Here is a 17,999-nt window from a genome sequence, read left to right as displayed (position 1 = left end):
CGTGCAGACGCTGTCCACACGGCTGATTGACACGGCACAAGGCCTGCAGGATCTGCGACCGGCATGGGAAGATCTGCATGCGCGCAGCGTCGACAACGAACTGAGCCTGCATCCGGTCTGGCTGCTGACATGGTGGGACGTATTCGGTGCAGACGAACAGCGGGCGCTGAGGGTGCTGGCATTTTTCGACCAGGACCGGTTGGTCGGACTGGCTCCGCTGCTTCAGCGTCCGCATGTCTATGCGCCAGGACTGGTTTTTCGTCGCCTCGAGAACCTCGGGTCCGGTGAGCAGGCTGCAGACGAGACCTGCGGTGACTACCTGGGTATTCTCGCCGGGCGTGGGCAGGAAGCAGACGTCGCCGCCGCGTTCGCGCAGGCCCTGGTCAACGGCAGTGCCGGGACCTGGGATGAGCTGCTGCTTGCGTCGATGGATGGAGACAGCCCGCTTCCAGCGCTTCTGCAGTCAGCGTTTGTGGCCTGCGGATGTCCGGCAGTCCTGGAGGAGTGGTCGGCTTCGCCGTATATACCTCTGCCCGGGACCTGGGATGAATATCTCGCTGGCCTGAAGACTTCCAGGCGTGCGCAGATTCGCAAGGCCCTGCGCAACTTCGAGAACTGGGCCGGTGAACCACCGGTGCTCAACCTGGTGCGCAGTGCGGATGATCTGGCCGAGGGGAAGCGGATTCTGATCGAGCTTCATGGCGAGCGGTGGACAGCGGATGGCGTGTTCGCATCGGCCCGCTTCCGGAAGTTTCATGAGTTGTTGATGCCGGCGCTGTTGCGGACCGGCGGACTCGAGCTGGGCTGGATCAGCGCGCACGGTGCGCCGGTCGCGGCGTTTTACAATTTTGTCCGGGACAACAAGGTGTCTTTCTATCAGGGTGGCAGACGGCTTGATACGCCTGCTGATGTACAGGTCGGCATGGCAATGCATGCCTGCCTGATTCGCTCGGCGATCGAGGCGGGCAGGCGGGAATACGATTTTCTGGCCGGCGTCGCCCAGTACAAGACTTCCTTCGCCCTGGCGACCCGCCCGATCCTCAGACTGCGGGTGGCCCGACCATCCATGCGCGAGCTGGCCCGTGCCGGACTGGCAGGGGCACTGAGCCGTGCAAAGGCGATGCGTGACCGGGCTCGCGGGCTTCTTTCCCGATGAATCGCAGCAGGATCTTTGTCGTTTTGCTGCTTCTGACTGCTGCGCTCAGCGGCATCGTGATCGGCCGGCTGTTCTTCACGCCGGGGATTCCGGTTCCACCGCGTGCGATTGAACTGCAGTCGGGTACCGCGCTCCGTCCGGCCCGTCCGCTGCCGGATTTTCAGCTGCTCCGGCAGGACGGCGTGGCGGCCGGCCGCAACGAATTCCTCGGTCGGTGGACCCTGGTGTTCTTCGGCTTTAGCCACTGCCCGGAGGTCTGTCCGACGACGCTCGCGATGCTGTCCGGCGTGCGCAAGGCGCTCGACGCTGTTGTTCCTGCCGGGGAACTGCCCGGCATCGCCCTGTTCAGCGTCGATCCGGAACGGGATACGCCGGCGGTACTCGATGCCTACCTGGCCAGCTTCGGTCCGGGTTTCAGGGGTTATACGGGAACGCCGGAAGCGATGCGGAAATTTGCCACGGCACTCGGTGTGCCCTATCAGAGGACACCGATGATGGATGGCGAATACATGGTCGACCACAGCACGGCGATCATGCTGATCAATCCGCAGGCTGAAGTTGCGGCGCTGTTCCAGGCCCCGCATGAATCGGCGAAGTTACAGGTCGACTACCTGCAGGTCGTCACCGCGGCGCGCTGAGGGCGACCCGCAATACCGGGGCTCGCCGCTCAGCGCAGCGACTTCTTCGTGCCGCTGGCCGGAACCACTGGTACAGCCCTGGTCAGCTGATACATTGGTCGTGGTCCTGCCTTCTGGTAGTAGGGCAGCATCTGCGGCACCAGCGCGGCAAGGGTCGCCTGCCGGTTGCCAGGCGCCGGATGGGTGCTCAGGAACTGCGGCGGGCCGTTGCCGCCCGCCTTGGCCATCTTCTGCCACAGCGTTGCCGCTGCACGCGGGTCATATCCGGCTTTCGCTGCCAGTTCGATACCGATCCGGTCCGCTTCGGTTTCCGAAGCGCGGCTGTTGGGCAGCGTGATCGCAAGTGCGGCTGCAGCCTGTGCGGCGGCCATGTTGCGGGCGGAATCGGTGGCGACGCCTACAGCTACCGCGCCGAGCTGGCTGGCCATGGCCACCGACATGCGTTCCTGGGTGTGGTTGGCGAGCGCGTGGCTGATCTCGTGGCCCAGCACCTGGGCGAGTTCGTCATCGGTCGGATCAACTTTCTGGATGAGTCCGGTGTAGAGCGCCATGCGGCCACCGGCCATGCACCAGGCATTCACGGTTTTCGGCTCATCGATGACCTGTATGCTCCACTCCCAGTTCCGGGTATCCGGCCGCATGATGATGGCCTGCGCGATAAGCCGGCCGGTGATCGTGTCGACACGGTTGAGCAGTTTCGGGTCGGTAACAAGCTTGCCCTCCGAGCCGAGCTTGCTCATGGTCTGCAGGTACTGCTGTTTCGAGGCGCTGATGGCTTCCTGTTCGGAAACCAGCATCAGCTGCCGGCGGCCGGTCATGCTGGTGGTGCAACCGGCAATCAGTGCCGTGCAGAGCACGGTTGCAGTGAGTAAACGTTTCCTGATCATTGTTCGTTCTCCATAAACAGGCTGGCCGTCTGTCTGCCTTCCTGGCGATCCAGAATCCGGCATGCACCCTGGATGCCGTTATCCTTGTCGTGCCACTCGCCATTCCGCTGGTCGATCCAGCCATCCGGCAGATCGATGCGGTGTCCGGCCAGATCGATGGTCGCGGTATGGCTGAGACTCGTGTGCCATCCGGGCTGGCCGGACTCGGCAACCGTCTGCGCATATATGGCCAGTGGACGTGTATAGCTGGTCTTCGGTTCAACGAATTGCAGGAAATACTCCGTTATCGATGTGATGTCGTTGCCCGGTCCTTTGGCCTGCAGTTCGTACAGGCTGAAAGCCGGGTTCCGGACGGCAGGATCGTCAGATGTCTTGTCGCAACGTATGTAGTCGGTACATGTGCTGCACCGTACATTGATCGGGATGAGCAGATCTGTTTCTGGCGGTTTGGCACCGCAGCCGGCCAGCAGCGCCGCCAGTGCGACCAGCAGGGGTCTGTACATCGTTTCTCCCGAGAGCTGTTGCCGGAATTACGCCTCGATCTGCAGCAGCATTCCGTCTGCCGTATCGTACAGCAGGGCGGCGACCGGTATTTTCGGATAGCGGATCCGCAGGCGCGCCGCTTCGGCAGCGGCGAAGCCAGCCGGGTCATCGATGGCGAACAGGTCGCTCCAGTGATCGAAATGCTGTTCTGCCGCAGACCGCTCCCAGCCGGCAGCCCCGACCAGCTGTTCGACGAAAGTCTCGCGTTGATTGCGCAGTGCGACCAGTCCGCAGTCCGTATGGCCGACGATGGCGATGGCCGATACCCGCCCGATGCCAATCGCCCAGGAAACCTTGAAGGGATCGCGCTTGAGGTTTGCTGCCGCGGTATGCAGGCTGATGGCGAAACCGGCGGGAATCCGCAGTGCCAGCTGCTGCTCGGGACAAGTCGCGATCAGGATCTGCGGGTGGGCGTAGCTGCGCGCGCCGGCGCCGAGATTGTGCAGCGCGAGCAGCTCGGCCACCGGGGTGCCGCGCCAGGCCGGCAGGATATCGGTCTCGGTGTGGACGGGCTTCAGGCTTGTGGTCATCGTCATGATCTGCGTTTTCACCGCCGGACATCGGGCCGGATATTAGGGCGGGATTTGCCGCCTGGCGCAAGCGCTTCAAAGGTGTCGCTGGCCAGGCCGACGCCGGCCTCGGCGAAATAGTTATAGGCCACGTCGGCACCGGCTGCGAGTATCGGTGCGCGTTCTTCGGGCCAGACGTAGGTAGCGCTGATCAGCCCCTTGTAGCCGCGCTTGCGCAGCTGTTCACTGGCAAGAATCTTGGCTTCGGTATCAGGCAGGGCCAGGATGATGACCTCCACCGCATCGAGGCGCAGGCGGTGCCAGAGCAGCGGATCCTCGGCATCGGCGTATACCACGCGGCGACCCTCGCGCAGATGTCGCTCCACCTTGCCGAGATCGCTGTCCAGACCGACCACCTTCTTGCCGATCTCGCGGACATGGTTGTAGGCGCCGGTACCGACGCGCCCCATGCCGACGACGGCGACCTCTGCCTTGCCAAGCGAGACCGGCTCGTCATCCGGGTGGCGTGTGCGGCGCTCGAAAAAGCGCAGCCAGCGTTCCAGCGCGCCGTAGATGTCATGGGCGTAGCGGTTCAGTGGCGCAGCAATCGCGAACGACAGGGCCACGGCGATGGCGGTCGCAACTACCCAGTCGTTGTTCACCAGGCCATATTCCGCGGCCGCAGCCATCACGATCAGGCCGAATTCGCTATAGGTGGCGAGGCTGAGCCCGGCCAGGAAAGCGGTGCGTGCCGACAGCCCGAAAACGAGCAGCAGCAGGAAGTACAGCGTGATCTTGACGGGTATAAGCGCGAGCGGTATCAGCGCGAGACCGAGTGTCGACCAGTTGGGCAGGTCGGTGAGGCCGACTGTCAGAAAGAAGCCGACGAGGAAAAACTCTTTCATGCCCCACAGCGAAGCGCTGAGTTCGACAGACCGCGGATGACTTGCCAGCAGCATGCCGGTCAGCAGGGCACCGAGTTCCGAAGACAGGCCGATCGCCTTGAAGCCATAGCCGCCGATACCCAGCGCCAGCACGGCACCGAGCAGCACCAGCAGTTCGCCGTGACCGGTAAGACTCAGCAGCTTCTCGAGCGGCCACTTCAGCAGTGGCAGCAGCAGTACGAGTGCCGCCGGCCAGTCGAGCTGACTGACACCGTAAGTGCCGAGGATTGCAACGGCGATGACGTCCTGGACGATCAGGATGCCGATGGCCACCCGGCCGTGAAAGGCGCGCATCTCGCGTTTTTGTTCCAGGATCTTGGCCGCGAGTACCGTGCTGGAAAACGCGAATACGCTGGCGACCGCCAGCAGCGCGCCGATCGGAATACCGGTCATGGTGCGCAACAACCATTGCGCAAGCAGCAGCACTATGACGAACTGCAGGCTGCCGACACCCCAGACCTCGGCACGCAGCAGGTTCCTGAAGCGCAGCTTGAGCCCGACCGTGAACAACAGCAGCAGCACGCCGAGATGCGCGATGTCATCGAGCAGCGGAGTGCGCTCGACGCTGAAGGCATTGAGCAGAAAGCCGGCAGCCAGAAACCCGACCAGGGGCGGCAGCTTGAGCTGCCGGGCCAGCAAACCCAGGACAAATGCTGCAGCTATCCAGATGGCAAGCATCGTGTGCTGTCAGCTCTCCGTCTGTCGAATCGAGCGCAGCAGGAATTCCTGCATGCCGTTCTTGAGCAGCATGGCGCTCTCCACCGCATGGTCCGGCAGGCAGTGCCGCAGGTCCTCGGGCGTATAGCGCGGCGCTGCGCATTCAGCGCCGGTCGTGCGCTGAATGAGCAATCGGCCATCAGGCAGTGCTGCATACCGGTCGGGTCTGGCCGGCATGCGCGGCGCCGAATACACGATCAGCGCGTGCACCATGGTGCCTGGCCGGGATCGGGCAGCCACGCAAGCCATGAGTGACTTCAGTGCGGGGCGCTGCAGATAGTTCAGCAGATCCCAGCACAACACGATATCGGCAGCTTCCTGGCGGCGCCGTGGCAGGAGCGACTCGGCCTTCTGGCGCAGCAACAGCGGGTCCGCTTCGCCATTCAACTGGTCAAGACCATCGCCCAGATCAGCGAACTCAAGCCGGCAGCGGAACTGGCTGAACAGGGCGACCGTCTCCATCCGCGCCGGGCCAAGATCCAGCACCACGGCGCGCCGCTCCGCGCTTTGCGACTCCAGCAAGCGGCGAAACAGGGGTGCATTCACGCCACCGGCGTCGACGGACACCTGTGACTGTGTCGGGCGCAGTGCTGCGTTCACCCTGCAGGCAGCGGGCGAGGCTCAGCCCGCCTTGGACTGCTGTGCTGTCGTCGATTGCACCGCCGTGACGGGCGATGCGCTGGCTCCGCTGGAACCGCTGGAACCGCTGGAACCGCTGGAACCGCTGGAACCGCTGGAACCGCTGCGTGTGCTGCTGACGCCACTGATGGCAGTCTTTACCGCATCCGGATCCATCTCGATGGAACCCTTGAACGATGCGCCGTCTTCCAGGCTGACACGCGGCGACGTGATGTTGCCCTTCATCCGCGCGGTTTTCCGGATCAGCACCTGCTCGGCGCCATACAGGTCACCCTCCATCGTGCCGTCCACAAATACCGTATGGGCAAATACATTTGCCTTGATCTTCGCCTGGTTGCCGATGGTCAGCGTATGGCTGGCCAGATTGACGGTGCCGTTTACTTCGCCTTCGATGATCAGGTCTTCCTGGCCGCGCAGGTGACCGTCGATCTGTATCGAAGCGCCGATCACTGCGGTTTCGCGGCGCCGGTTTGCCGAAGGTGCAGCGGGGCTGGCTGCCGGAGTAGGCCGGGCCTCGGGTACGGGGCTGGTGGCTGGCTGATGGCTGCTCGCCGGCGGTAGCTCGGTCGGGCCTTTCTTGTTGCGATCAAACATTGCTGTCTCCTTGCGGGGCTGATAAGCCTGATATTTCCACAAGCTGGAAATACCGGTCGCCATGATGGTTCCGGAAATATACGCCTGACAAGCGGCGCAGCGTGCCCATTGTAGCGGCATGGAGCCGGTCAGGGGCTATCCCCGGGCGACAGATTCCTGCAGGGAGCGAGACCCTCCGGCAGCAGGCCCTGATCGAGCAGGCGCAGGTTCACCGCTGCGCGTACATAGCCGGGGTCTGTGGCCAGGGCCTTGCGCCATGCGGCTTCGGCGCGCCCGAGGTCACATTCGGTGGCCAGTGCGATGCCGAGGTTGTTCCAGGCGCGCGCGTTGTGCGGCGACTGGACCACGACGTCGCGCCAGAAGCCAACCTCGTCCCGGTAGACGTCGTTGCGCAGATGGGTGGCGAATCCTTCGAGCAGCAGGACGGCACTCAATCCGGTTACCGCCAGATAGCGCTGTTGCCGGCCAAGCCGGTGAATGGCCACTGCCAGCAGCAGGGCCGGACCGGCCAGGGCCGTATAAAGCTGCCGGTCGTTGACCAGATCGAGCCGTGCGAGCAATGAGTTGCCCGGCGCCATCCACAGCAGGAACCACAGCACTGCAAAAGCGGGTAGCGGGAAGCGGCGGATATTGCTGATCGCCATGCCGGCAGCGATCACGATGCCCGCCAGCACCAGTGAGCCATCCAGATCGAGCGTCGTCAGCACCGGCAGGGCCGGGTCAGCGTTCAGGTGGTCGATGTCGAGCAGCTGGCCGAGCAGATATGCAACGCCATGCAACTGGGCGACGAGGTTTTCAGCGACCGGGCGCGTGGCAAGGCTGGTGGCCAGAAATTGCTGATAGGCGGGCAGCAGCAGGGCCGTGGGCAGTGCCGCCAGCAACAACAGCCAGTGCACTGCCGATTCCCGCCAGGCTTGCCGCCAGCTGAATGGCCGGGATATGTCGGCGGCGGCCCACAGCAGCAGTATTGCCGGCACCATGACCGCGCTCTCTTTGGTGGCGATACCCAGCAGCATGAGCAGCGGAGACGCGACATACATATGAATGACGGCGTGTTCCTTCCTGGTGCTGCGCCCGGCGACCCACACGGCGACGCTTGCCAGGGCAAAGAACGTGCTGAGCGACATTGAGCGCCCTGATGCGTAAGTCACGGCTTCCGTCTGGACGGGGTGCAGGACAAAGATCAGGGTGGCCGCAAACGCCAGCCCGCCGGACCGATGGCTGGTCTGCATCTCCAGATGCCGCATGAGGTACAGGATCAGCAGGCCGTTGCCCGCATGAATCAATATGTTGACGGCATGAAAGCCGACCACGCCAAGACCGCTGGCATGGTTGAGCGCATAGCTCAGCTTCAGCACCGGGCGCATACCCGGCATGGATGACCACCAGGCCGCGAGGCTCTGCACGCGTGGATCGCGGACGATCACGTCCCAGTCGTCGAACTGGAAACTCGCCTGCAGCGCATTGGCCCAGGCGATGGCTACCGCCAGCACGACGAGCAGCGGTGGCAGCCAGCGGGAGCCGGTGTCAGTGACGGCTGGCATCGAGTGCGGTGAAGGCATCTTCGACAAGTATCGAGGCTGACCACCAGCGATCCGGTGCATTGAGCAGCACGACTGCCACCTCGTCAGTGCCTCGGCGAACGAGAGCTACCAGGCACTTGCCGGCACCGCTGGTGAAACCGCTCTTGACGCCAACCGTGCCGGGCAGTCGTCCGAGCAACTTGTTGCCGCTGTCTTTGCTGAAGCGTCGTCCGCCCAGCGTGCTGATGGTGATCCCGGGCATCCTTGCTGCGCGGGCGAACTCCGCTTTGCTCATGGCAAGCATCGCCAGACGGTACAGGTCGCTGGCCGATGAGCGATGTCCGGGTGCATCCAGTCCGCAGGGATTGCGAAAGCTGGTCGCATCAAGGTGCAACTCCCGCGCCTTGCGGTTCATGCTGGCGACAAATCCGGTCACGCTGCCGGCAACGTGTTCGGCGAGCGCGAGGCAGGCGTCGTTGGCAGAGGTGACCAGCAGTGCGTCGAGCGCCGCCGCCATGCTCAGCTGCTCGCCGGCCCGCAGCCCGAGCCGTGAACCGCTTGCCGCAGCAGCAAGCGGGCTGACCTTGACGACAGCGTCGGGTGACCAGTGTTCCAGTACCAGCAGTGCCGTCATGATCTTGGTGAGGGATGCCGGGGGCAGGGCTCGATCCGGAGCACGCGCCCACAGCACCGCGCCGTTGACGACGACCAGATAAGCCGCCGCTGCTCTGGGCCAGGGATCGGGCGGTGGGCTGGTGTTGTCCGGCGTGGCTGCAACCGGCAACAGCAAGGCGAGCAAGAAACCCGCCAGCCGTTGCCGATACATCAGCAAGGCAGCCCTGGTCTAGCGACCGAACAGTCCCTTGAGCCGCTTGGCGCCTTCTTTCAGTACGTCCTGCGCTTTCGGCGCGACGCCGCCTGCTTCGCCACTACCCTGCATCATGTCCCGCGCATAGCTGTTGCAGAAATCCCGGTACTTCTCGGCTGGGGGCGTGCTGAAGCTGCGGCCTGCGCATTCGCGCTGGGCAATGGGCGCCGCGAGTGCCGGGCACTGGGCGCCGAGGAACCTGAAATCCTCGCGCTTGTTCGCGTCATCACACAGGCGTGTCAATGTAGACCCGGCTGCCACGCCACAGTATTTTTCCACTGCCGGGAGCAATCCGGAATCCAGCATCGGATCCCCGCTCGGCTGGCGCTCACTGGCCAGCAGATAGCCTTCCTGTGTGTTGAGCTTCGTGCAGAGCTGCTGCTTGTCCTTGGCCGCACACTTGTTGTTGGTGAGGCCTGCCGGCAGCATGGCGTCTGCCATTGCACCACATGACTGCCGCATGCCGGCCGCGGCCTGCGCCTCCATGGCAGCAACCTGTTTGCTCTTCTGTTTGGGGTCACAGGGTCCGCCACGCCTGCCCTCGGACACCATGACCATCGTTTCACCGTCGGCGGTAATGGTCATTTTCGAGGTATAGCTGTCCTTGCCGTGATAGGTCATCTCGCCGGTACCCGAGCCATCCGGGCAGTTGACCTTGTAGCTGTACCGCCCGGGCGAACTCTTTACATCGCTGATCGTGCAGCGCTTGTCGTCGCCCGACATCGCATCGGGCCCCTCGGCCCGGTCCGCAACGCAGACCTGCTGCTTCTGTCCGGGCAGTTTCATGCCCCCCATTTCCATGCTGGTCGTGATGTCCCAGCTGTGTCCCGGCTCTGTCTGGCCGAAGGCGGCCGGGGCGATCAGGAGCAGGGCGATGAAATGCAGACGCATGACAGATCTCCGATGGGTTACGACCGGCCGTGAGTATATGCCGGACCGGTGCCCGCCGAGAGAGCTTGCAACGTCATTAATCAGGGTGCCGGTTGTACAGGTTCAACGCATCACGCATCATCGGCCTCAAGAGGTCGGCCATGCCCGAAGCCGTGCGCAAGAAACCATTCGCTTTTCTCAACCGGCCGGTGTTCTGGCTGGCAATTGCCGGGCTGCTCGCGGCGTACGCGGCGCTCGGCTTTTACGCGGTGCCGCGATTGCTGAACGGCCTGCTCAAGGACACGGTCAGGGCCGAATACGGCCGCGAACTCGCCATCGGTGCGATCCGTTTCAATCCCTTCAGCCTTGCCCTGGAAATTGACGGGCTTGCCCTGCCGGATGCAGATGGCGGACCGCTGGTGGCCTTCGATCAGCTGCGCGTGGACCTGGACCTGGATTCGCTGTGGCATCGCGCACTGTCCTTTCGCGAGATCGCAGTCGACGGGCTGGCAGTCAACGCTGTCGTGCGCCCCGGTGGAGCGCTGAACCTTGCTGATCTGCAGTCTGCAAAGTCACCGGATGCCGAACACGAATCGCTGCCCCGCCTGATGGTGGCTGACCTGCGGGTCAGCAAGAGCCGGATTCGCGTCACCGATCTCGATCGTGCTGAAGCCTTTGTCGCGAATATCGATCCCGTCGAGTTCCGGCTGAGCGACTTCACGACCTTTCGCGACGGTGCCGACCGTTACCGTCTTGACGCGCATGTATTCGGCAGCGGGCGGATCGCCTGGCAGGGGACGCTGCAGGCTTCGCCGCTGGCCTCGGTTGGTGAGTTCCAGCTGACAGACCTGCCGCTGCCGGAGATCGCGGCACTTCCGGGCGATGCATTGCCGCTGGAGATTGCTCGCGGCAGCCTGGCGGTGCGCGGCCGCTACCAGTACGCGGATACCGCAGATGGCGCGCAAGTCGAGCTTGCGGATAGCGAAATCACCATCGCGAAAGTCGCGCTGCGCGCACGAGGTCAACCGGACGACTATGTGGTGCTCGACCGCCTGGTTGCCAGCGGTGGCCGGATGTCGCTCGCAGAGCGTCGACTTGAGTTTGCATCGCTGGCAATCGACGGGGGTACCGTGTCTGCCTGGCTGACGCCCGACGGAGAGCTGAACCTGTCGGCGCTTGCCGGCGGAGCGCCGGAGGCTGCGGGCCCCCCATCGCAGGCACTTGCTCCATCGGCCGCGCAGGAGCCGGCCTCCACCCCGAAGGCAGCCGTGCAGCCCGCGTCGCAGGCTGCGTCCTCCCGCAAGGACTGGGAAGTGCGTCTGCCCGCCATAGCCGCAAGCAATCTGGATGTGACCATCGAAGACCGCTCGGTGCAGCCGGTCCCGGTACTGCATCTGAAACCGCTCGGCTTCACGGTCAGCGACTACAGTACCCGGCCCGATGCCGTCGTGAACCTGACGGTGGATACCGCTGTGAACGAGAAAGGCAAGCTGCACACCGCAGCTGTGCTGGCAATGGACTCGCTGGCTGCACAGGCAGATATAGAGCTGGCCGATTTCGACCTGAGCGTATTGCAGCCCTGGGTAGCAAAAAAGTCGAGCATGACGCTGGTCTCCGGCGAGCTGGGGCTCAAGGGCAAGCTGTCCTATGTGCCGGCCGAGCCGACGGCAAGACTCGATGTCGAAGCCGATGTCACGGTCAGCGGCCTGCGCACGGTCGATAATGTCCTCGAAGAAGATTTCATCAAATGGGACCGGCTGCAACTCGACGGCTTGCGATACCGGTCCGCACCCCAAAGCCTGCGCATCCGCACGGTCAGCGCGCAAGGTCCATATGCGCGGCTGATCATTGCGCCCGACGGCAACACCAATGTAGCCGCGGTTCTCGCTGGTCCGGGAGCGACTGCGACGCCGGCGGGCGGGCCGACGCTGGGTGGGCAGACGGCAGATGTCGTGGTCAGTAATCCGTCTGCAGCGCAGCCGAAACCGGCGCCGTTCCCGATGCAGATCGGCACCGTCAGCATCAGGAACGGTTCGACAAACTTTGCGGACCTGAGCATCCGGCCGAATTTCGCGACCGGCATCGGCAAGCTCGAGGGCACGATCAGCGGGCTGTCTTCAGACCCCGCCTCACGCGCAAAGGTGGAACTCGACGGTCAGGTCGACCGCTTCTCGCCGGTTACCATCCGCGGCGAGGTCAATCCGCTGGCCGCCGAGGCCTGGCTCGACATGGCGATGAACTTCCGCAATATCGAGATGGCTTCGTTCACGCCTTATTCGGGGCGCTTTGCGGGTTACACGATCCGGCGCGGAAAGCTGTCTGCCGAGCTCAACTACAAGCTGAACGCGGGCAAGCTCCAGGCCGACCACAAGATTGTCATCGACCAGCTGGAACTTGGTGACAAGGTGGAAAGCCCGGATTCGATCGGCGTGCCGCTCAAGCTCGCGGTCGCCCTGCTCAAGGACCGCAATGGCGTCATCGATATCGACTTGCCGGTAGCCGGCAGTCTTGATGATCCGCAGTTCCGCATCGGACCGATCATCTGGAAGGTCTTCGTCAATCTGCTGAGCAAGGCGGTCACTGCGCCCTTTGCGCTGCTGGGAAATCTCTTTGGCGGCGGTGAAGACATGAACCTCATCGGCTTCCCTGCGGGAACGGCGACAATCGACGAAGCCGCACAGCGGAAGCTGGACTCGCTGCTGAAGGCGCTCGATGAACGTCCGGGACTGAAACTCGATGTGCCGGCGGTCTTCAGCCGCGAGGCGGATGCTGCCGGGATCATCGAGTCCCGGCTGAGGCGTGATGTCGTGGCGGCCAGGAAGGCTGAGCTGATTGCCAGAAAGCAGCCCTCGGACGGCTTGAACTTTGCGGCGGTCAGCGCCAACCGTGAAGACTACCTGCGCCAGCTGACTGCCGTATACCGCAAGGCATATGGCGCGAAGGCGAAACTGCCGGAGCCCCCGGCTCCGCCGGCGGGCGCAACGCCCGTACCGGATACACCGGAGGCAATGATCTCGCGGCTCGAGCAGGCGGTGCGCCAGCATGTCGAGATCACGGACGACGATCTGTTTGCGCTCGCCCGGGCGCGGGCCGAGGCGGTACAGGCGAAGTTGCTCGGTGATACCGATATCGATCCGGGCAGGGTGTTCCTGACGTCGCCGGCTGAAGGCCGGGCAGAAAGTGGTGCGGTGATCATGGAGCTTGCGCTGCGCTGAGGCTGGCAAGCCCTGGCGGGTTGCTTGGATACCGGGCGCCCTTCGTGTATGGTGCGCGCTGCTAAACAAGCTTTCGTCCGGTCAGCTCGTTCATTATCTCGCAGTTTTTGCACTGGAACTCCGCACGGCATCGCCGCTTGCGGCAGCGCTCCGGAAACACCCGAGACCATTACCCTGCCTCTACCGGACCAGAGGATTATCCCGATGACACGGGACGCTCTGCAGGCTGGAGAGGAAAATCAAAGATGTCATTTCAAACGCTCGGGTTGAAGCCCGAACTGTTGCGCGCCATTGCGGATAGCGGTTACGAAACACCGACGCCCGTACAGGCCCGCGCAATTCCCGAAGTGCTGGCCGGTCGCGACCTGCTCGCCGGTGCGCAGACGGGAACCGGCAAGACGGCCGGTTTTGTCCTGCCGATCCTGCAGTTGCTGGGCACACCAAAGCCCGGCGAAGCGCCCGTCGCTGCGGGCCGCAATGGCTGGCGCGCACCGCGTGCGCTGGTGCTGGTCCCCACACGTGAGCTCGCTGCACAGGTGGCGGAAAGCGCGCGCACTTACGGCCGCTATACGCCGATGGCCGTCACCGTCGTGTTTGGCGGTGTGGGTTTCAATCCACAGGCGGAGAGCCTGCGCCGTGGCACCGACATCGTTGTCGCCACGCCGGGCCGTCTGCTCGACCATGTGCAGCAGCGCACCATCGACCTTTCGAAGATAGAAATCCTCGTTCTCGATGAAGCTGACCGCATGCTCGACATGGGCTTCATTCACGACATCAAGCGGATACTCAAGCTGTTGCCGGCCAAACGCCAGAACCTGATGTTCTCCGCCACCTACAGCGAGGAGATCCGCACACTGGCCGCGGCTTTTCTGCATCAGCCGGTCAATATCGAGGTCGCGCGCCGCAATGCTGCGGTGGACAGCGTCACGCAGCATGTGCACGAGATCCGCAAGGAAGACAAGCGCCGGCTGCTGTCGCACCTGATCCGCACCAATGACTGGGGCCAGGTGCTGGTCTTTACACGCACCAAGCACGGCGCCAACCGGCTGACCAAGCAGCTGGAGGACGACGGCATCATCGCGTCTGCCATTCATGGCAACAAGAGCCAGTCTGCGCGTACCAAGGCGCTGAATGATTTCAAGCAGGGGAAGGTGACGGCACTGGTGGCCACCGAAGTCGCATCGCGCGGCCTTGATATCGACCAGCTGCCCTGTGTCATCAATTACGAACTGCCGAATGTTCCCGAGGACTACGTGCACCGCATCGGACGCACCGGCCGGGCCGGCGCCAGTGGTGTAGCGGTCTCGCTGGTATCGGCCGACGAGCGTGGGCAGCTCAAGGACATCGAACGCCTGCTGGGGCGTCCGCTCCTGCGTGCACAGTTGCCGAAGATTTCCGAGCCACCGGTGCGTCCGGGTCGTCCCGCGCAGCCGGAGCAGGACACGCGCGGTAACCAGGCGCATCAGCACCGTGACGGACAGCGTCATGGCCAGGGTGCCGGTCAGGGCCAGCGCCAGAACCGCTATCGCGGTAACCGCGGTGGCGGTGCGCGGGCACGCAGCGGTTAAACCCGAATCAGGTCCGCCCTGTTCCGCAGCGGTGCTTGTATATTTGAGGACTGCTTTCTGTAGCCCGTCAAAATCATCCGGGAGACTTGATGAATACGAAAGAACTCCGCTGCGGCCTCGTACTGGTTCTGACCCTGCTGGCGTTCTCGCCGCTCCACGCGGCAAAGGTCCGGGATCCGGACAGCCCGACCATCCTGCTGACCGGTTCGAATCGTGGTGTGGGCCTGGCCCTGGCGCAGGAGTACGCGGCAAAGGGCTGGAACGTGATTGCAACCTGCCGCACGCCTTCGAAGGCCAAGGAACTGCAGGCACTTGCCGCCGGCAATCCGAAGGTCCTGGTCGAGAAACTCGACGTGACCGATCTCAGGGAGATCGGCAAGCTTGCGGAAAAGTACCGCGGGGTTCCCGTCGATGTGCTGTTCAACAATGCCGCCTGGCTCGGTGAACCAATTGCCAGGCAGCAGTTTGGCAACCTCGATCAGGACATGTTCGTTGAAGTCATGAAGACCAACGCCTACGGACCACTGAAACTGTCCGAGGCCTTTGTCGAGAACGTCGCTGCCAGCGAGCAGAAAAAGATCATCGGCATGACCAGCGGGCTCGGTTCGCTGACAATCATGGCCCGGATGTCGCGCTTTTATTTCTACCAGATGAGCAAGGCGGCCATGAACATGGGCATGCGTGCGCTGCGCAACGACCTGCGGAGTCGCGGCATCATCGTGGCCATTGTGGCCCCCGGCATGGTCGACACGGATATGCTTGTCGCGTCCGGCTACAAGGGTGACAAACTGACGCCGGCCGACAGCGCGGCGGCACTTTACGCGATGGTTGCGGCGCTCACACTCGAGGACAAGGGCGTACCGGTCAATGTCGATGGCAAGCCCATACCCTGGTAGCCCATAAAAAGGTGCCATAAAAAGGTGCCAGATTTATTTTCCGTAAGAGCTACCTTTCCTTTCCTCCCATGAAAATAAATCTGGCACCTTTTTCATGTCCCTGAGTCGTCGCAAGCTGCTGATCAGTACGGCGGTGCTGGCCGGTGGTGGCCTCGCACTGACCTGGCTGCGCCCGGCCCGCAACCGGACGCCGGCGCCGGAAACGCCCGGTAACCTCTCGCCGAACGCCTGGCTGCAGATCACGCCCGGGGGCGACATCGTTCTGCAGGTCGACAAGGCCGAACTTGGTCAGGGTGTGATGACCGGTTTCGCCACCCTGCTGGCCGAGGAACTCGATGTGTCGCCGGCGCAGATCACGCTGCGTTTAGCGGCGATCAATCCGCTGTTCCAGGATCCGCTGCAAATGACGGGCGAGAGCAAGACCACGCGCACCCGCTGGCTGCCGATCCGGGAGACCGGTGCGCGGGCCCGGCAGATGCTGCTGCAGGCAGCCGCGAACAAGTGGCAGACCGATGTGGCCGCACTCGATACCGATGGTGCAGCGGGAGTCATCGACCGGCGCGGCAACAGGCGTCTGGCTTATGCCGAACTTGCAACAGCGGCGGCGCGCCTGCCGGTGCCTGACAAGGCGCCGCTCAGGGAGCCCGGTCGCTGGCGGTGGATCGGGACCACGGTACCGCGGCCGGATATCCTGCCGAAACTCACCGGTCGCGCGACATACGGCGTGGATACGCAACTCCCGGATCTGCTCGTCGCCGTGATCGCCCGCCCACCGCGTCTGCTTGCACAAGCACTTGGCCATGATGCGACTGCGGCGCGTGCGCTACCGGGCATCGTTGACGTGCGGGCTGTGCATACCGGCGTCGCCGTGCTTGGCGAGACTTTCTGGCATGCGCAACAGGGTGCGAACGCGCTCACCATTGAATGGAGTACGGGTCCGCTCGCCGGCATCAGCAGCGCATCGATCCGGGTGGAGCAGGGGAAGCAGCTCGATGCCGCCGACACGCACCGGGTGCGTGATGACGGCGATACGGATCAGGCACTGCAAGCCGCTGCGCGGTTGGTGGAGGCGGAGTACTGGCTGCCCTATCTGGCGCACGCCACGCTCGAGCCGATGAATGCCACGATCTGGTTCCATGACGGCGGATGTGAGGCCTGGGTGCCGAGTCAGGGACCCGACATGGTGCGCCAGGTGATCTGCGACATGTCGGGGCTGCCCCGGGAGCAGGTGCGGGTGCATACAACCTACGCCGGCGGTGGTTTCGGGCGGCGTGCGACCATGGAGTATGTCGTCGAGGCGGTGGAAATTGCGCGGCACACCACGCGCCCCGTGAAGCTGATGTGGACGCGTGAAGACGATATGCGTCAAGGTCTCTATCGCGAGGCGACGCTGCATCGCCTGCGCGCCGCGCTGAATGCCGACGGCGAGCCGCTGGCCTGGCAGCATCGACTGGTCGCCACAAACCTGAACCGGCTGGTTGTTCCGGTCGCGCTTGACGTGCTTGCACCGGAGTGGATGCCGCAATCCGTAACCGGCGGCTTCAGTGACGGCGTCACCAGCCTGCTCGATCGCTTCAGGGGTTCGGAGTCGGCGCGTGCCGGCGCGCGATCCATGCCCTATGCGATTCCGAATGTGCAGATCGACCTGGCCGACTGGAACCCCGGCGTTCCGGTGACGCTGTGGCGCTCGGTCGGTCACTCGTATACGGCTTTTGTCATCGAGAGTTTCATCGACGAGCTCGCGGCTGCAGCTGGACAGGACCCCGCAGCCTTTCGCCGACGTTATCTGGCGGCGGCGCCGCGCCACCTCGCCGTACTCGATCTGGTGCTGGAGAAATCCGGCTGGGCCACGCAGGTTCCGGGCCGCCACCGGGGAATCGCGATACAGGAAGCCTTCGGTACCATCGTTGCTCATGTTGCAGAGATCAGTATCGGCGCTGATGACGCCATTCGCGTGCATCGCGTGAGCTGTGCCGTGGATTGCGGACTGGTGATCAACCCTGACATCGTGCGTCAGCAGATGGAGGGCGGGATCCTGTTTGGCCTGTCTGCGGCGCTGTATGGCGAGATCAGCATCAAGGACGGCGCCGTACAGCAGAGCAACTTCCACGACTACCGCGTGCTGCGCATGGCTGACTCACCAGCCATCGATGTGCACATCGTGCCCGGGGGTACAGAGCCGAGCGGTGTGGGCGAGCCGGGCGTGCCGCCGATCGCCCCTGCGGTTGCCAATGCGGTGTTTGCGGCAACGGGGCAGAGATTGCGCACCTTGCCGCTGCGTCTTGGTGCCTGAAAGGTGCCGCTAAAAAGGTGCCACGCTAAAAAGGTGCCAGATTTATTTTTTCTCAACGGAAAAAATAAATCTGGCACCTTTTTATGGCACCTTTTTAGCGGAGAAAAAATAAATCTGGCACCTTTTAGGTGCGGCACCT

The 17,999-nt window shown here is 63.6% G+C and carries 15 protein-coding genes; 6 read left to right on the top strand and 9 right to left on the bottom strand.

Going from position 1 to position 17,999, the window contains the following annotated elements:
- Position 1: 1 nt before the first annotated feature.
- Both H6979_05930 and H6979_05925 read left to right on the top strand, forming a co-directional pair.
- Positions 2–1,156, top strand: coding sequence for a GNAT family N-acetyltransferase (locus H6979_05930; GenBank protein ID MCP5139375.1), 1,155 nt, complete (start codon positions 2–4; stop codon positions 1,154–1,156).
- Positions 1,153–1,794: an SCO family protein gene (locus H6979_05925; protein MCP5139374.1), complete on the top strand. Its 642-nt coding sequence runs from the start codon at positions 1,153–1,155 to the stop codon at positions 1,792–1,794. Before H6979_05930 ends, H6979_05925 begins: the two co-directional genes overlap by 4 nt.
- 29 nt (positions 1,795–1,823) lie before the next feature.
- Here the strand turns inward: H6979_05925 and H6979_05920 are convergent, their stop codons facing one another.
- From H6979_05920 to H6979_05880, 9 genes are all read right to left on the bottom strand, one after another.
- The gene (locus H6979_05920; GenBank protein ID MCP5139373.1) at positions 1,824–2,681 is read right to left on the bottom strand and encodes a M48 family metallopeptidase; all 858 of its coding nucleotides are present in this window, start codon (positions 2,679–2,681) and stop codon (positions 1,824–1,826) included.
- The gene (locus H6979_05915; protein MCP5139372.1) at positions 2,678–3,184 is read right to left on the bottom strand and encodes a hypothetical protein; all 507 of its coding nucleotides are present in this window, start codon (positions 3,182–3,184) and stop codon (positions 2,678–2,680) included. The genes H6979_05920 and H6979_05915 overlap by 4 nt, the downstream gene beginning before the upstream one ends.
- Before the next feature lie 27 nt (positions 3,185–3,211).
- Entirely contained in the window at positions 3,212–3,760 is a 549-nt protein-coding gene (locus tag H6979_05910) for a carbonic anhydrase (protein ID MCP5139371.1), read from the bottom strand.
- Positions 3,761–3,771: 11 nt separating this feature from the next.
- Positions 3,772–5,355, bottom strand: a complete 1,584-nt coding sequence (locus H6979_05905; GenBank protein ID MCP5139370.1) for a cation:proton antiporter — start codon at positions 5,353–5,355, stop codon at positions 3,772–3,774.
- Positions 5,356–5,364: 9 nt separating this feature from the next.
- Entirely contained in the window at positions 5,365–5,961 is a 597-nt protein-coding gene (locus tag H6979_05900; GenBank protein MCP5139369.1) for a hypothetical protein, read from the bottom strand.
- Positions 5,962–6,015: 54 nt separating this feature from the next.
- On the bottom strand, positions 6,016–6,627 hold the full coding sequence (locus H6979_05895) for a polymer-forming cytoskeletal protein (GenBank protein MCP5139368.1): 612 nt from the start codon (positions 6,625–6,627) through the stop codon (positions 6,016–6,018).
- A gap of 128 nt (positions 6,628–6,755) precedes the next feature.
- The gene (locus tag H6979_05890) at positions 6,756–8,171 is read right to left on the bottom strand and encodes a tetratricopeptide repeat protein (protein ID MCP5139367.1); all 1,416 of its coding nucleotides are present in this window, start codon (positions 8,169–8,171) and stop codon (positions 6,756–6,758) included.
- Entirely contained in the window at positions 8,155–8,976 is an 822-nt protein-coding gene (locus H6979_05885; GenBank protein MCP5139366.1) for a D-alanyl-D-alanine carboxypeptidase, read from the bottom strand. The genes H6979_05890 and H6979_05885 overlap by 17 nt, the downstream gene beginning before the upstream one ends.
- 18 nt (positions 8,977–8,994) lie before the next feature.
- Positions 8,995–9,909 (bottom strand): DUF3617 family protein, encoded by a 915-nt coding sequence (locus H6979_05880; GenBank protein MCP5139365.1) that lies wholly within the window; start codon positions 9,907–9,909, stop codon positions 8,995–8,997.
- 92 nt (positions 9,910–10,001) lie between these two features.
- Between H6979_05880 and H6979_05875 the strand changes: the two genes are divergently transcribed.
- The 4 genes from H6979_05875 (at position 10,002) to H6979_05860 (ending at position 17,860) form a co-directional block, all read left to right on the top strand.
- On the top strand, positions 10,002–13,103 hold the full coding sequence (locus H6979_05875) for a DUF748 domain-containing protein (protein ID MCP5139364.1): 3,102 nt from the start codon (positions 10,002–10,004) through the stop codon (positions 13,101–13,103).
- Between the two features lie 245 nt (positions 13,104–13,348).
- Positions 13,349–14,671, top strand: coding sequence for a DEAD/DEAH box helicase (locus tag H6979_05870; GenBank protein MCP5139363.1), 1,323 nt, complete (start codon positions 13,349–13,351; stop codon positions 14,669–14,671).
- 89 nt (positions 14,672–14,760) lie between these two features.
- Positions 14,761–15,567 carry an SDR family oxidoreductase gene (locus H6979_05865; protein ID MCP5139362.1) on the top strand — a complete coding sequence of 269 codons (807 nt, stop codon included), beginning with the start codon at positions 14,761–14,763 and terminating at the stop codon, positions 15,565–15,567.
- A gap of 94 nt (positions 15,568–15,661) precedes the next feature.
- Positions 15,662–17,860 carry a xanthine dehydrogenase family protein molybdopterin-binding subunit gene (locus H6979_05860; GenBank protein ID MCP5139361.1) on the top strand — a complete coding sequence of 733 codons (2,199 nt, stop codon included), beginning with the start codon at positions 15,662–15,664 and terminating at the stop codon, positions 17,858–17,860.
- The last annotated feature ends 139 nt before the right edge of the window (positions 17,861–17,999 follow it).

Source organism: Chromatiales bacterium (assembly GCA_024234935.1).
Taxonomy (GTDB): domain Bacteria; phylum Pseudomonadota; class Gammaproteobacteria; order Steroidobacterales.
This window is presented reverse-complemented; position numbering and strand designations above follow the sequence as displayed.